Raw genomic sequence first — 15825 nt, forward strand, 5'->3', positions numbered from 1 at the left:
AAGGAGAGGGAAACCAAATGTTGATCAAACAAAGCAGCGGTTATGAACTGGAAAAAGAGAAATCGAATACCTCGGAGGATTTCTTCAATCGAAGCGAATTAACGTATGTTGAGGATGGGGAAGAAAGGACGCTGCATGTCCTCTACCTTCGCTATTTCGATGAAAAATTCACCGATTTCGTACCTTTTGAAAATGATCCTTTATTTACTGTAAGTGGCAAGGACATTTATTTCAAGGATATAGTCGCCCTCGTCTGTATGATAAAGAATCCAGGCCTTCGGAACAGAAAACGTCTCTATCTTCATACCCAAAAGGAATTCGCGGCCAATTTCCAGGGGATAAATTATGAAAAACTGCCAGAAATTTTCGAGGCACTCATTGCAAAGGGAAGTTTTGAAATGAATTCCCCTCTCGAATTTGTTCAGGCTTCTTAATCGTTTACAGAATAAAAGGGACTGCTTCCGTATAAATTTAAATACATAATTTAATACTTTGGAGGGGCAAAAATGGCTAATACATTAGTTGAATCGCAACTGAGGGAAGTCAAGGCATTTCTTAAAGATTCAAATAAACGGATTGAACATTTCCTCAACGAGACAACACTTTCAGCGCTTGTACAAGGGGATGAGGATAAATTATCCTATTACCAGACAATCCTTTCCCAGCTTAGAAAGCTGTTAGTTTATAGCGAAGAAAGCCTGGATACATGCGCAGTCCTGCTTCAGGGCACCCCTTTCCAAAAGAGTGCAGCCGAAAGAACGCTGTATCGAATTTATCATCAGTGCATTGATGAATTCTTTTCGCCGAAAAATGGAGCCTGGTACGAGGATAGCCGAAGTGCCTATACAGGCAGGAATTCAATCAAGTACCACAAGCCGGTACCAGATTCCGTATCCAGTGTATTACGGGGGCTTGAAGCGGGGTTCCAGCAGATGCGTGAAGACCTTGAATATTACGAAACTGATTACCGTACGAAAATGATGCAGTCTAAATAATAGATGAAAAAAGCTGGCCCTAGTTTTTGGGGGCCAGCTTTTTTGTGCACGGCCGGAGCTGTGTGATGGAGTAGGTCTTGCGCACACCCATTATCATGAATTAAAAATACAAGCTTTTGTTTTTCACCGCTCCACCGCCTTTCTTTTTATTCAGAATTTCATTGTTTTTATAAATTAATTTTTATAAGATTGATAGTTCCAACTCCTTGTCCGCCTTTTTGGTCATATTGGCCATGTCCTGGCATAAACTTGTACAAATTCTTTTTTTTCGAGAAGGGGTCGGAGTCCGTAATGAAAAAAATAAAACCTTTTCTTTGCCTCATCATTTCCGTACTGGTTATTAGCGGCCTTTTACCTTCTAATGCTTCTGCATCTATTTCCGTAAGCGCAAAGGCAGCTATTCTGATAGAGCAGGAGTCCGGCCGTGTATTATTTCAAAAAGAGGCCTATACACCAATGCGGATAGCCAGTATTACAAAAATCATGACTGCAATTCTTGCAATCGAGTCAGGGAAAATGGATGAAGTTGCAACGGTAAGTGAAAAAGCGGTAAGGACTGAGGGTTCATCTATCTACTTGAAACCGGGAGAGAAAATAAAGCTGGAAGATCTAGTTTATGGTCTGATGCTCCGGTCGGGAAATGATGCGGCTGCGGCGATTGCCGAATTTGTAGGAGGCAGTGAGGAAGGTTTTGCTTTTCTTATGAACCAAAAAGCTGAGGAAATTGGGATGGAAAACACAGTATTCTCCAATCCTCATGGTCTTGACAACAAAGAAAAGCACTATTCCACCGCCTATGATATGGCTATATTAACGAGGTATGCCATGAAGAATAAAGTGTACGAGAAAATTTCAGCTACAGAAGTACATAGGGCGGCAAATCCTGGCGAACGATGGGATCGGGTCTGGAAAAACAAAAACCGGCTTCTGTCTATGTATAAATATAGCACCGGAGGGAAAACGGGGTATACCAAACGTGCCAAACGGACACTGGTTTCCACGGCCAAAAAGGGTGATATGGAATTGATTGCCGTAACACTGAATGCCCCGGATGATTGGAACGACCATATGACTATGTTCGAATCTGGCTTTGCAAGCTTTGATTTGGCAGAAGTCATTCCAAAAGGCGAAATTTTATTGAAAAAAAGGCCTTATAAAAATGGTCAGATTTTTACAAAGAAAAGAGCGGTTTATCCAGCAACTGAAGAAGAGCTCGAAAAGTTTGAGGTTAAATATAAATTGCTTCATCCGGAATCAGGTAAATTTCCCGGTGTATACAAAGGAAATTCAGCGTTAGCCGGGAAGGCGGTTATTTACTTGGATGGAAGGGCAGTGAGAAGTGTACCGATATATTTCAAGCCGTCAAAGGGTGAGGAAAGTGGTTATATGGATAACTTCAAAAGGTTTTTTAGTTTGGCAGTAGGCATTCGGGACAATGGTTAATTATATCTGGGTTTTAATAACAGTTGTCGGGATTGTATTTGCAATATTCAACGGAACAATGCAGGAAGTAAACCAGGCTATTTTTCAGGGAGCAAAGGATGCAGTCACATTATGTATTGGCCTTATTAGTATTCTTGTCTTTTGGCTAGGGATGATGAGGATTGCCGAGGAGGCCGGTTTACTTAAAGCGATGGCCAAACTATTTAAGCCGATAGTAAAGCCTCTGTTTCCGGAGGTGCCAGCAAATCATCCGGCAATGGGCTATATCCTTTCAAATATTATCGCCAATATGTTCGGTCTTGGAAATGCGGCTACCCCTCTAGGGTTAAAAGCAATGGAACAACTACAGGAATTGAATGACCAAAGGGATCATGCAAGCCGTTCGATGATTACTTTTCTTGCTATTAATACAGCTAGCGTTACAATATTGCCGACAACAGTCATTGCAATCCGAATGAATTATAACTCAGCATCCCCGGCTGAAATTGTTGTACCAACACTCATTACAACAGTATTTTCTGCCATTGGGGCACTATTGATAGACCGATATTATTACTGGCGGCGCAGCCGAAGAAGGTGATAGCTTGCAAACATTGGCGGCAGTTTCACTCTGGTTCATCCCGTTAATTATTGCTTCCATCCTAATTACGGGAACAATCAAGAAAGTTCCGACTTATGAAAGCTTTGTTGAAGGCGGGAAGGAAGGTATTAAGATTGCGATTTCAATTATACCGTTCCTTGTGGGAATGCTCGTTTCTGTTTCAATTTTCAGAGCTTCCGGAGCGCTTGATGCTATGACAGGCTGGGTACGGCCCTGGTTGAATGACGCAGGGATTCCAGCGGAAATAGTACCGCTTGCTCTTATACGGCCGATTTCAGGCACAGCGGCACTGGGGATGACGACTGATTTAATCGCAACTTACGGACCGGACTCTTTTCCAGGGAGGCTGGCTTCAATCTTGCAAGGAAGCACGGATACGACGTTTTATGTGTTAACCGTATATTTTGGATCAGTGGGAATCAAAAAAATGGGGGATGCATTAAAGGTAGGCTTGCTAGCGGACGTTGTCGGAATTGCGGCAGCCATCTTTGTTGCTATTCTTGTATTTTAACCAGCCTGGGCACAATGCCCGGGTTTTTTGTTTTTTTAAAATCCCCCGGTTATTGTTGCAGTCCTTAATATAATTTTGCATAAAAAGAAAATTTGTAAGGCCTCACCCTCTTATGTTGCTGCCAAATGGGTTTTCAAGCTTTGAATTCGGACAAAATTATGTCATAATTCATTAGAATACAATTGCACGATAATAATGCTAGAAATAACAGAGGTGGCATATATGGAACGTTTGCAAAAGATTATTGCCAGAGCAGGTGTGGCTTCGAGAAGGAAAGCAGAAGAGCTTATAAAAGAAGGAAGAGTCAAGGTGAACGGCAAGGTCGTTACCGAACTTGGTGTAAAGGTTACCCCTTCCGATAGGGTTGAAGTGAATGAGGTTCAAATTGAAAGTGAAGAGCCCGTTTACTTTCTTTTTTATAAGCCGCGCGGAGTTATTTCTACAGTCAAGGATGACAAGGGGCGAAAGGCTGTTACTGACTTTTTCCCGGAATTAAAGGAAAGGATTTATCCAATCGGCAGGCTTGACTACGACACATCGGGCCTTCTCTTGCTAACGAATGATGGGGACTTTGCAAATCTGCTTATGCATCCCCGAAGTGAAATCGAGAAGGTGTACGTTGCCAAAACTGAGGGCATTCCGCTAAGAGAAAAAATTAGGAAGCTTGAAAAAGGCATCAAACTAGAGGATGGAATGACAGCACCCGCAAAGATTAAAATGATTTCCGTTGACAAAAAGAAGCAAACATCGATCATTGAAATTTCAATCCATGAAGGACGAAATAGGCAGGTAAGAAGGATGTTTGAAGCTATCGGGCATAAAGTAATTAAATTAAAGCGAGAACGGTATGGTTTTTTAACATTGGCAGGCTTGAAGGCAGGGGAAGCGCGGGAGCTGACTCCGCACGAAGTTAAGCAGATGCGGGCATTAGGAATGCAGGCGGATAAGAAAAATTCATAATCCTGTCACAATTAGGAAAGCGATAACACTGTCTGCATGGTGAAAAATGTTATAATTTAGACACAATTAAAAACATGCAAGAATTTTGGGGGATGCGGAATGAAGAAAAGGCGGTTGGCAATCAGGTCGGTGATCTTGGTGCTTTTGGCTGCGGCCGTTGTATACACACTCTATGCGAACTTCACAAAGGAGGATCGTGTCAGGGTTACACCAGGTGACATGGCACCGAATTTTGTCCTTACTGACCTTGAGGGAAAAAAGCATAAGCTATCAGATTACAAAGGACAAGGTGTGTTCCTTAACTTCTGGGGAACATGGTGCAAACCGTGCGAAAAGGAAATGCCTTATATTAATAACCAATACGCCCAGTTTAAGGATAAAGGGGTTACGGTTCTGGCCGTAAATATCGGTGAATCCAATTTGGCAGTCGGAAATTTCGCGGAAAAGTACAGCCTGGATTTTCCGGTCGTACTCGACAAAAGCAGGCAGGTTATGAATGCTTACGGGGTCGACCCCCTTCCAGCAACATTCCTGATTGATAAGGAAGGGAAAGTTGTCCGCTATCATACGGGCCAATTGACTGAAGAGACTGTCAAGCAGTATATGGAAAGCATAGAACCTTAAGCGTATAGGGAGTTTTTATGATGAATCAAATTAAATGTGAATGTGGGCATGTAAATCCACATGGCACAGTCCTTTGTGAGGCATGCGGGCGTGCTTTGTCAAACGTTGCCAAACAGGAAAAATTGCATGATATGCGTTACGAGGGCAGTTCCCGCCGTTCGCAAACGTATAACAAAACGTTCGTAGATAAAATTTGGAACTTCTTCTCGTCTGTAAAAGTCGGCGTATGGCTCATCATCATTACCTTGGTGGCTTCAGCGGTTGGAACCATTTTTCCACAGGAGATGTATATCCCGAATGTAGTGACACCTGAGCAATATTATGAGGACGAATATGGGTGGATGGGGAAGCTTTATTTTCTGCTTGGTTTCCATAACTTATACAGTTCCTGGTGGTATTTGATACTAATTGCAATGATTGGAGTTTCTCTGGTCATATGCAGCCTGGACAGAGTTATTCCGCTTCACCGCGCATTGAAGGCGCAACGAGTGATTCGGAATGATGGTTTTTTGAAAAAGCAAAGGATATTCGGGATTTCAGAAGGCGCAGCTACTGATGACGAAATTGCAAATGTAGCGGCAAAGCTTAAAGCACGCCGCTACAATGTTCGGGAAGATAACGGAAACCTTTTGGCCGAAAAAGGCAGGTTTTCCAGATGGGGCCCTTATGTCAACCATGTTGGTCTTATTATCTTTCTTATAGGCGGAATGCTCAGGTTTGTCCCTGGCATGTATATTGATAGGGTGCTTTGGATCCGCGAAGGTGAAACATTGGAGATACCAGGTACTGAAAGCCAATATTTTTTGACTAACAATCAATTCATCCTTGAAGTATATGACAAGGAGAATGAGGACGAAGTATTCAGTGAAGCGCTTGACCGGGCTGGTACTGTGGCAAAGACATACCAATCAAATGTGGTTTTATATAAAAAATCTGCAGATTCTCTCCCTGGGGAAGATCCTGAGCTTGAGAAACTGAAAGAATCCGAGATTAGAGTCAATGAACCTCTTAAATTTGATGACTATGCGCTTTACCAGGTTGATTATAAGCTGAACGAACTGAGTTCAATGACGTTCGCTCTTACAGATAAAAACTCCGGGAAGCAATTTGGGGATGTTAAGGTTGACCTTTATGAGCCTAAGAAGACATATGACTTGGGAGAGGGCTTTTCTGTAAAACTTCTTGGCTATTATCCTGACTTTGAATTTGGCGATAATGGGGAGCCTATTACAAAATCACGGGTACCAAATAATCCTGCATTTGTTTTTGATATGATTACACCGGATAAACCTGAAGGCGAGGTTAGTTTTGCTGCTATCCAGCAGACAATTGAGCCTGAAGGCGATAACAAATATAAGATGGAATTTAAAAATGTAGAGACTAAAAATGTTTCAGCATTAACTGTCCGAAAAGACCATACACTTTGGGTGCTTGCTCTTGGTGGTTTAATCTTCATGATTGGTGTCGTTCAGGGTGCATACTGGAATCATCGCAGGATTTGGATCCAAAAACGGGACGGGGATATTTGGATAGCAGCACATACGAATAAAAACTGGCACGGCATAAAGCGGGAAATCGGGCAGATTATAGAAAATACTAATCTACAGATGCCTGATGACCAGTTACAGGACGAGAAGCCAGAAGGAGGGGTGGACCTTGGCGGAGTTAAGCAGTAATTTATTATTTATAGCATTCATTTTATACTTGATTGCTACTTTCTTATTTGGTGGGGCAATTAAGACTGGGGAGACGAGCAAATGGAGTAAGGCGGCCATATTTACCGCCATTGCCGGTTTCATCTCGCAATTGGGATATTTTATTACACGATGGATTGCCGCGGGGCATGCACCGGTTAGCAATCTATTCGAATTTACAACATTTTTCGGAATGGCCCTTGTCGGCGCTTTCATTTTCATATATTTTATTTATAAATCGGCTTTACTTGGATTGTTCACAATGCCGGTTGCGCTTCTAGTGATTGCATATGCAAGTATGTTTCCAAGAGAAATCAGTCCGCTAATACCGGCGCTGAAAAGCTACTGGCTGCAAATCCACGTTACCACTGCTGCACTTGGGGAAGCAATACTTGCAATAAGTTTCGCGGCTGGATTGATTTATCTAATAAGAGTTATTGATCAGACAAAATCTAATAAGAGAACATTCTGGCTTGAGGCCATTATGTTCACAATGGTTTGTGTCCTTGGGTTTATTGCGGTAGCGGTTGGTTTTTCTTCTGCCGGATACAAGGCAGAGTTCAATTGGGTCGATAAATCCGGTAAAGACGCTCAAATTGAATTCCATATGCCCGCACTGGTGGGACCACATCAAGGAGAACTTCTAACAGATGGGAAGTTTGAACCGCTTGTGGAAATGCCGGCCATTATTAATTCGAAAAAGTTGAATACTGTGCTTTGGTCCTTAATCGGCGGCACAATCCTTTATGGGCTCATTAGGTTAATTTTAAGAAAGAGAATTTCAGCAGCTCTCCAACCGCTGGTGAAAAACGTCAATCTTGATCTTGTTGATGAAATTAGCTACAGGTCCGTTTTGATTGGATTCCCTGTCTTTACCCTAGGGGCATTAATCTTTGCGATGATTTGGGCACAAATTGCCTGGACACGATTCTGGGGCTGGGATCCAAAAGAAGTCTGGGCCTTGATTACATGGCTGTTCTACGCAGCGTTCCTTCATCTCAGGCTCTCAAAAGGCTGGCATGGAGAAAAATCAGCGTGGCTTGCAGTCATAGGTTTTGCAATAATCATGTTCAATCTGATTGCAGTCAACCTGGTAATCGCCGGCCTCCACTCCTACGCCGGGTCCTAGAAAAGCGTAAGCTCCCGTATAACGCCGTATGAAATGGTTGCCCTCTTTTACCAAATCTAGAGAGGGCCGCCAACCTGTGAGAAGCTCATATTCACACAGTTGCCTTTTATCAATAAAGGCGGGATCACCAACCAGTTAGTTTTGCTTCACAGTAAAGCCCCGCATGCAAATGCTGTGCAGGTGCTTATGTAACCGATTAAATTTGGAAATTTATCTTTCATTCTGTAAACTATTTGCATGGGGGGATTTTAACAATGGAAAAAGACGTAAAAATTTTAGTTGTTGATGATGAAGAACGTATTCGCAGGCTTTTAAAAATGTACCTTGAGCGTGAAGAATTCTTAATCGACGAAGCGGAAGATGGAAATGAAGCATTGTCCAAAGCACTAGCAAATGACTATGATGTCATCCTGCTCGATTTGATGATGCCTGGAAAAGACGGCATAGAAGTATGCCGTGAACTACGTGAAAAGAAAGCAACCCCTGTCATCATGCTTACTGCGAAGGGCGAAGAAGTAAACCGTGTCCAGGGTTTTGAAGTAGGAACAGATGACTACATTGTAAAGCCATTCAGTCCCCGGGAAGTTGTCCTGCGTGTAAAAGCATTGCTTCGCCGGTCATCTCAGACCAGCTATTTGCAAACAGATACGACAACTAAGGATGTCATAGTGTTCCCGCATTTAACAATTGACAATGATGCACACCGTGTTACTGCGGATGGAAAAGAAGTCAGCCTTACACCTAAAGAATATGAATTACTGTACTTTTTGGCAAAATCCCCTGACAAAGTATTTGACCGGGAACAGCTGCTTAAAGAGGTATGGCATTATGAATTCTTTGGCGATCTACGTACTGTAGATACACACGTGAAGCGCTTAAGAGAAAAGCTGAATAAAGTTTCCGAGCAGGCTGCACGAATGATTGTGACCGTATGGGGAGTAGGGTATAAGTTTGAGGTCGTGAATGAATGATTTTCCTTCGAAGTGTCGTAGGTAAACTTTGGTTTACCATTCTTTTACTTGTTTCTTTTGTGCTGTTCATCCTCACTGTCATGCTGCTTGAGTTTTTTGAAAATGACAGCATTATAAAAACGAGGAATGATTTAACCCATACAGCCGAGAAAATTGCAAACGTCTTAAAAAAACATGAGAATGACGATACTTCGCTAGGATTGGAGATTTCATGGGAAATCCTGGATAATGTCACTAAGGCAGTGATCATTAAAAGTCCCAATGAAGTATATTATTCGCCAAATACGGAAGATAAAAGCAAGTTGACCATCACGGATATTTCCAACGATCCTGACTTGTCCAGGGTACTGAAAGAGGGCGTCACAGCCAATAAAGTTACTACTCTCTCATCTAAACCTGGACAAGATGGGCCAAATTATTCAATAATCGGTGTTCCTCTCCAGCTTATTGGGGAAGACAACGGAGCTGTCTTCATTTATCAGTCCATTTCAGTCGTCCAGAATACAACCCGAGATACCACGAAATTCATTTTGTTAGTGGCCGGCGTTGCGATTGTTCTAACTACAATATTCGCATTTTTCCTCTCAACAAGAATTACTTCCCCGCTTCGAAAAATGAGGGAAGCAGCGTTTGAAGTTGCCAGAGGCAAATTTGATACAAAGGTTCCGATTCTGACCAATGATGAAATTGGTGAACTTGCCACAGCCTTTAATCAGATGGGCAGGCAGCTTAAATTCAATATGAATGCACTTAATCAGGAAAAGGAACAATTGGCCAGCATTCTTAGCTCCATGGCAGATGGAGTCATTACCTTTAATAGGGATGGAACCATTCTAATTACAAATCCTCCAGCAGATCGGTTTTTGCAATATTGGTATTATGATAAAGGTTCAAATGATGGAGGTACCGAGGAAGTACCTTCTAAAGTGATGGAACTTTTCCAACAAGCTGTCGATACCGAAAGTGAACAGATGGGGGAAATTTCTTTGCTTGGCCGAAGTTGGGTAATTCTGGTCAGCCCCTTGTATAGTTCTAAGTTTATCAGAGGCGCCGTTGCTGTAATCCGTGATATGACTGAGGAACGGAAGCTGGATAAAATGAGAAAAGATTTTATCGCTAATGTATCACATGAACTTCGGACGCCCATCTCCATGCTTCAGGGATATAGTGAGGCAATTGTTGATGATATTGCAGGTACTGATGAAGAGAAAAAAGAAATGGCAAAAGTTATTTATGATGAATCACTTCGAATGGGCAGGCTGGTCAATGAATTGCTCGATATTGCCAGAATGGAATCCGGGAATATTAAACTGAATATGGACGAGATACCGGTTGCTCCCTTTATTGGCCGTATTTTAAGGAAATTTCAAGGTTTGGCTAAGGATCATGATATCTTCCTAACAGCTGAAATAAATGATTCCGAATATCATAGTACATTTGACGGAGACAGAATTGAACAAGTTTTCACGAATTTGATTGATAACGCAATTAGACATACCCCTAAAGACGGCACAGTAAAAGTTACTGTGAAGAGCGATGAAAAGGGAGTAGAAGTTGAGGTTGCCGACTCTGGTTCGGGAATACCTGAAGAAGATTTGCCCTTTATTTTTGAGCGTTTTTATAAGGCGGATAAGGCCCGAACACGCGGACGTGCTGGAACAGGCCTGGGACTCGCTATTGCAAAAAATATTATTGACGCACATAAAGGCCATATATCTGTAAAGAGCAAGCTTGGACAGGGCACGACATTTTCCTTCTTCATTCCTCGAAAATAGAAGGAATAGCCAGAAATGTGGTGCAAAATCTTGATACACGGGAAACATTTTAGCCTGCACTTATTTGTGCAGGTTTTTCTTTGCGTAATTATATAAAATTGAACCTGTGATATGGCTCTCTTTCTATGAACCATATCCGAATCTGGTATTGATGATTTCGATACATTTTTCTGTTATTGATTTGCAAAATGAATGACATAAAATTGTAATATTTTCCTTCCTTTTTGTAACAAAACGGACTATATTAAAGAGTGTAACTTTAAGCAGGCGTTTACGTCTAAAAATACGAACGGGGAGGAAAATTGAATGGACTCCGTTTTTACTGAACTATATACAAAATATCACCAAGAGGTTTTTCAATTCTTGTTTTACATGGTCCGGTCCAAAGAACAGGCTGAAGATCTTGTACAGGAAGTATATATCAGGGTTCTGCGGTCTTACTCACGCTTTGAGGGGAAAAGCAGTGAGAAAACATGGCTTTTTTCGATTGCAAGGAATGTCGCCATTGATCATTTTCGCAAGCAAAAAGGCTGGAAGCAAAAACTTCTGGAAAAATTTGATTGGTCGACAGCTCAAGTAAGAGACCATCAGCCGCTTCCGGAGGAAATAGCCCTCCAAAGGGAAGAAATCAAGGGAATGTTTAAGTGTCTTGATTTATGCACACACGACCAACGCGCTGTCCTTATTATGAGGTATCTTAATGATTTGTCGATAGCGGAGACAGCAACAGTATTGGGCTGGACCGAGAGCAAGGTCAAAACCACCCAGCACAGGGCGATTAAAGTGCTGAAAGCCCATATGGAATCGCTTTTTGAAACGGAGGGATTTGTGGATGAACAAGCGAGGGTGGAGCGATAAAGAAGTTGCAGAACTCATCAGGAATATGCCGAAGGTAACCGATGATCGCGACCCGCGGGATATTTATCAGAATATCTCAATGAAAATCAAGAAGAAACGCAAAGGCTTATGGATAATGCCTGGAATTGCTGCCGCTGCAGCAGCGGTCCTGTTGTTTTTACTCATCTCGCCTGGCTCTTTCAATCTCAGTGGTGACGGAAACAAGACTTCAACAGCAGACGATAAGAGTTCACAAACAAATCTAGTGGGAACAGACGATAATAAAAAGAAAGATCAGAGCGATAATAATCCAATGATTGCCATGGTTGGTGAAAGCGATGGGGATACTGGCTCAGCGCTATATGCAGAAGAAGTAGGGGAAAGTGAACGGGCCGTTACTATTTATGTGCCTGATGGTCAAATTCAAAATTTAGTGCCTGTAACTGTAAAAGTACCCGAAGAAGGCGGCAGTTGGGTAGATTCCCTTAAAACCGCAATGCAATCCCTGAAAGAAGAAGAATGGGGATTGTCAGAATTTTATCCAATGGATGTAGCTCTTGAAGGAAACGATACGTTTGTTGTAAATATTCCAGAAAAGCATAATTATTTGGGAGCAGCTCCCGAAACGATGTTTATAAATTCGATTAATGAAAATGTCGCTGCGAATGCTGCGGATTCAGTATCTAAAATTAAATATAAAACGAATGGAAAGCCGGGGATTTATTTAAGCAATTATGGTGAGCGTAAAGCCGACTCTGTCGAAGTTAAAAGAAACCGTGCGTATTTGTTCGTACATCAGGAGGGTAAGGATGTTCCATATATGGTCCCTACTTCTGAGCAATTCAAGAATTTCAATGAAGCAATTGAAGCGATGAAAACGGATGATTTCCAAAATGGCCTGCAGCCTTCCTTGCCTCCAACCTTTAAGGTGAAAGAAATTACATTAAAAGAAAAGATACTCTATTTGTCGCTTGCAGATGATTCAGATTTGAAAAACGACCCGGCAACCTTGCATTCATTTGAGGCATTACTCTTAACAGCAAAGGATTTTGGTTTTACTAAAGTTAAAATTAATAATGCGCCTATTGAAAATCTGGGCCCATTCCTCTTGAATCAGGAAATAAATGTTCCCGTTGGGGCAAATAAAATGAAGATCGAATGATAATCAGGAAGTCCGCCTAGTCATAGGCGGGCTTTTTCTTTGTGTTTAAGGAAATTATAATTTTCGCGACTGTGGATAACTTTTTTTACTGAGCGTATCTACGTCTAGCTCCAGCGCCTATCGCCTAGCAAACTTCAGGCCTCCTCCCTACGATAAGTCATCATCGAATCACTTTCGCTCTTCGTGATTCCTTTATCTCAGTCGAAGTCCCTCCATTTTGTACGGCGATGGCCAAGGCGCTTGCGCTTTTGTTGTGGGAATTTTCTTTTTTATGAATAACTATAGCGAAGACTCCAAATTATAACAAATGTGCCATTTGCCGTTCTGAAACCAGTGGGAACTGCATATGGTGGATAGTGCGTGTAACAAGGAGGAGGATTTTCGTGAAAGATTACATAGTTCGTTTTTTAATTGCAGGAATATTGGGAGTTTGTGTATCATTGCTTATTATTGGAGGAAGCCAGGCAAAAGCAAGTGAGATTTATTATGATACTGAATGGGTACTTCCTACAGAAGGTGTGATAACCGATGTTTTTGGGACAAGAGGTGGTTCCCATAAGGGGATTGACATAGCAGGTGAATTGGGAGTGCCGGTAAGGGCTGTAAAAGATGGTATCGTTACAAAATCGTATCTCTCTGCTTCCTATGGAAATGTGATTTTAATAAAGCATAAGGATGGTTTCGAGTCTGTATATGCCCATTTGGAGAAGCGAATGGCGAAAGAGGGCGAACACGTTAAAAAAGCGGAGAAAATTGGGACAATGGGAAACACGGGATATTCGACTGGTGTTCATTTGCATTTTGAACTTCACGAAAAAGAATGGACATTCCAGAAAGAAAACGCTGTAAATCCCGAGTCGCTGCTGGGGAAAATTGAAGTTGGCCAAAACATGGCAGCAATTCCGGTTACCAAGCCTAAAAGTATTATTGAGGCTGGTGGGAAGCCGCATAATGCAGGGAACGGTATCCATATAGTCTCCTCTGGTGAAACGCTTTGGGGAATAGCACAAAAGAACGGACTGTCTGTTAAACAGCTTATTGATTTAAATGAGCTGGAGGATACGATTATCCGACCTGGCCAGAAACTGGAGATTTCTTGGGGTGCAGAAACAGCTACTAATGTTATGAGGATTTCGTCAACCAATGAGTAATTCGGTTGGCATTTTCCTTGTTCATTAAAAGTACAAAATTGTTCAAGCTCTTTCTCTTTCCATAGTACTGCTTTTTCAGTATAATAAAGTGGTAATTAAATATTGTCTATCTTCGGGGCTGGGTGTAATTCCCGACCGGCGGTGATGAGTTAATGTTAACTTTAAGTCCGCGAGCCGCAAGGCAGGATTTGGTGCGATTCCAAAACCGACAGTAAAGTCTGGATGGGAGAAGATGGAGGTTCAGCGGACGTTTCAAATTTTGATATTTTGAACGTTTATTAAGCTTGCCTTTGTGAAATTCTCCCTCAAGCAATCCTGCTTGGGGGTTTTTATTTGCATGGCCAGCTTTGCGGAATCTTTCTTCTTTAGTGATGGACACAAAGGAGAGAGGAAGAAATGAAGAAACTTAATGTAAAAACTATGGTCATGATCGGTATGCTAAGCAGCATATCCTATGTACTTATGCTGCTGAATTTCCCGCTGCCGGTTTTTCCGAGCTACCTAATGATTGATTTCAGTGACATCCCCGCTCTTTTAGCGGCACTTGCTTTTGGCCCGTTGGCCGGAGTGCTGGTGGAATTAATTAAGAATGTACTGGACTGGTTTATGACAGGCAGCCAGACAGGAGTGCCTGTAGGCCATATCGCAAATTTTGCCGCGGGAATTCTGTTCATTTTACCAACCTACTATGTTTATGACAGAATTAAAACAAAAAAAGGCTTGTCTCTGGCGCTGATTTCAGGAACCGTCACTATGGCGGTATTGATGAGCATATTGAATTACTTTTTATTCCTGCCAGCTTATACATGGTTTTTGAATGCCCCTGCAATGGCGGATTCAGTAGCTTTAAAGAGTGTTGTCCTGTTCATATTGCCATTTAATATATTAAAAGGGCTTATTGTTTCCCTATTGTTCCTGCCGCTTTACCTAAGAATGAGTTTTTGGATTGAGAGGCAGCGGGTACTTGCTTAATTAAGATAAATCATGCAGACAGCCCCAATGCTTGAGCTGAAAAATATAAAAGAGGCTGTCCCAAAAGGTCGTTGAACGATGACTTTTTGGGACAGCCTTTACTGTTTTATCCCACTCTTAACGGGCAGTAAGACCCCCACCCCAAGATTCGCGAAGAAGATAGGTGGGGGATCAACTGCCCGTAAAGGTCCGATTGGTGAATTAAAGTGAAACTTGCCGCTGTGCCCTTCAGCGGCTTAGTTGAACCAATTGGGCTCCGCGCGGCTATCCATCAGTGTGGGATGAGGAAAACCCTCACTGTTGGAAGATTCACTTTATGGCTATTGGTTGATATTTAATAAAACTCCACAATTTTTCGTTCGTGTTGGGTTTCCCTCTGTTCTTAACCTAATTACTTGTTTTTTTTCAATGTTAGCGGCTTTTTTAAAAATTGTGGGATGAGAAAAACAGAGCCAGGTCCACACTGTTTTTGGACAGGCCTCTTAAGGAAAGGCGATTAAAACAGTCATTCCATTTGATTTGACAAAGTACCTTCAGCGGAAATGAAATTGTACTATTTACCTAACAAAAAAAGGCGCCCAAAAGTGTTCTTTTGGGACAGCCTCTTTATGTACGTTCAGATAAAGATTTATTCGAATTTCGTTGGATTGCCGTCAAAAGGTTCGTCAGCAACTTTGATAGAATCAGTTGGGCATCCTTCAAAAGCATCCATCATATCATCGATCAGAACATCTGGGATTTCAACAATACCTTCGTTGTCATCAAGTGTTACATATGCAATGCCTTCATCATCATAATCATAGATGTCTGGTGCAGCAGCTCCGCATGCACCACATGCAATGCAAGTTTCTTTGTCTACAATCGTATACTTGGCCATGAAAAAACCCTCCCGTTAGTGTGAACAATTTATTTCTCCGCAAAACGTTGGAAACGCATTCCGCATATCTATTGTAAAAAAGAATTCCAAACTTTTCAATAGAAATTATATTGATAATACTTC

16 protein-coding genes and 1 riboswitch are annotated in these 15825 nt (G+C 41.9%); of the genes, 15 read left to right on the plus strand and 1 reads right to left on the minus strand.

Annotation, left to right across the window (positions count from 1 at the left end):
- Nucleotides 1-17 precede the first annotated feature (17 nt).
- The 15 genes from AM500_RS09935 (at nt 18) to AM500_RS10005 (ending at nt 14825) form a co-directional block, all read left to right on the plus strand.
- Nucleotides 18-434, plus strand: a complete 417-nt coding sequence (locus AM500_RS09935) for a hypothetical protein (protein ID WP_053599069.1) — start codon at nt 18-20, stop codon at nt 432-434.
- 72 nt (nt 435-506) lie between these two features.
- Entirely contained in the window at nt 507-995 is a 489-nt protein-coding gene (locus tag AM500_RS09940; RefSeq protein ID WP_053599070.1) for a DUF3907 family protein, read from the plus strand.
- A 291-nt stretch (nt 996-1286) separates the two neighbouring features.
- Entirely contained in the window at nt 1287-2438 is a 1152-nt protein-coding gene (locus AM500_RS09945; RefSeq protein WP_053599071.1) for a D-alanyl-D-alanine carboxypeptidase family protein, read from the plus strand.
- On the plus strand, nt 2431-3018 hold the full coding sequence (locus tag AM500_RS09950) for a nucleoside recognition domain-containing protein (protein WP_053599072.1): 588 nt from the start codon (nt 2431-2433) through the stop codon (nt 3016-3018). Before AM500_RS09945 ends, AM500_RS09950 begins: the two co-directional genes overlap by 8 nt.
- A gap of 4 nt (nt 3019-3022) precedes the next feature.
- Nucleotides 3023-3550: a spore maturation protein gene (locus AM500_RS09955; protein WP_053599073.1), complete on the plus strand. Its 528-nt coding sequence runs from the start codon at nt 3023-3025 to the stop codon at nt 3548-3550.
- Nucleotides 3551-3772: 222 nt separating this feature from the next.
- Nucleotides 3773-4510: a 23S rRNA pseudouridine(2605) synthase RluB gene (rluB, locus tag AM500_RS09960; RefSeq protein WP_053599074.1), complete on the plus strand. Its 738-nt coding sequence runs from the start codon at nt 3773-3775 to the stop codon at nt 4508-4510.
- 99 nt (nt 4511-4609) lie between these two features.
- Nucleotides 4610-5134 (plus strand): thiol-disulfide oxidoreductase ResA, encoded by a 525-nt coding sequence (gene resA, locus AM500_RS09965; RefSeq protein WP_053599075.1) that lies wholly within the window; start codon nt 4610-4612, stop codon nt 5132-5134.
- Between the two features lie 20 nt (nt 5135-5154).
- The gene (resB, locus tag AM500_RS09970; protein WP_053599076.1) at nt 5155-6810 is read left to right on the plus strand and encodes a cytochrome c biogenesis protein ResB; all 1656 of its coding nucleotides are present in this window, start codon (nt 5155-5157) and stop codon (nt 6808-6810) included.
- Nucleotides 6791-7957, plus strand: coding sequence for a c-type cytochrome biogenesis protein CcsB (gene ccsB / locus AM500_RS09975; RefSeq protein WP_053599077.1), 1167 nt, complete (start codon nt 6791-6793; stop codon nt 7955-7957). Before resB ends, ccsB begins: the two co-directional genes overlap by 20 nt.
- 254 nt (nt 7958-8211) lie before the next feature.
- The gene (locus tag AM500_RS09980; protein ID WP_053599078.1) at nt 8212-8928 is read left to right on the plus strand and encodes a response regulator transcription factor; all 717 of its coding nucleotides are present in this window, start codon (nt 8212-8214) and stop codon (nt 8926-8928) included.
- On the plus strand, nt 8925-10703 hold the full coding sequence (locus tag AM500_RS09985; RefSeq protein WP_053599079.1) for an ATP-binding protein: 1779 nt from the start codon (nt 8925-8927) through the stop codon (nt 10701-10703). The genes AM500_RS09980 and AM500_RS09985 overlap by 4 nt, the downstream gene beginning before the upstream one ends.
- Nucleotides 10704-11009: 306 nt before the next feature.
- Nucleotides 11010-11561: an RNA polymerase sigma factor SigX gene (gene sigX / locus AM500_RS09990; RefSeq protein ID WP_043934007.1), complete on the plus strand. Its 552-nt coding sequence runs from the start codon at nt 11010-11012 to the stop codon at nt 11559-11561.
- Entirely contained in the window at nt 11536-12702 is a 1167-nt protein-coding gene (locus AM500_RS09995) for a hypothetical protein (protein WP_053599080.1), read from the plus strand. Before sigX ends, AM500_RS09995 begins: the two co-directional genes overlap by 26 nt.
- A 383-nt stretch (nt 12703-13085) precedes the next feature.
- On the plus strand, nt 13086-13853 hold the full coding sequence (locus tag AM500_RS10000; RefSeq protein ID WP_082347190.1) for a peptidoglycan DD-metalloendopeptidase family protein: 768 nt from the start codon (nt 13086-13088) through the stop codon (nt 13851-13853).
- Nucleotides 13854-13957: 104 nt separating this feature from the next.
- Nucleotides 13958-14091, plus strand: a riboswitch (FMN riboswitch).
- 158 nt (nt 14092-14249) lie between these two features.
- Nucleotides 14250-14825, plus strand: coding sequence for an ECF transporter S component (locus AM500_RS10005; protein ID WP_053599081.1), 576 nt, complete (start codon nt 14250-14252; stop codon nt 14823-14825).
- 628 nt (nt 14826-15453) lie between these two features.
- Here AM500_RS10005 and AM500_RS10010 read toward each other — a convergent pair.
- Nucleotides 15454-15702 carry a ferredoxin gene (locus AM500_RS10010; RefSeq protein ID WP_053599082.1) on the minus strand — a complete coding sequence of 83 codons (249 nt, stop codon included), beginning with the start codon at nt 15700-15702 and terminating at the stop codon, nt 15454-15456.
- Between the last annotated feature and the right edge of the window lie 123 nt (nt 15703-15825).

Origin of the sequence: Bacillus sp. FJAT-18017, assembly GCF_001278805.1 — a bacterium.
In the GTDB taxonomy this organism is placed as follows: Bacteria; Bacillota; Bacilli; order Bacillales; family Cytobacillaceae; genus Bacillus_D.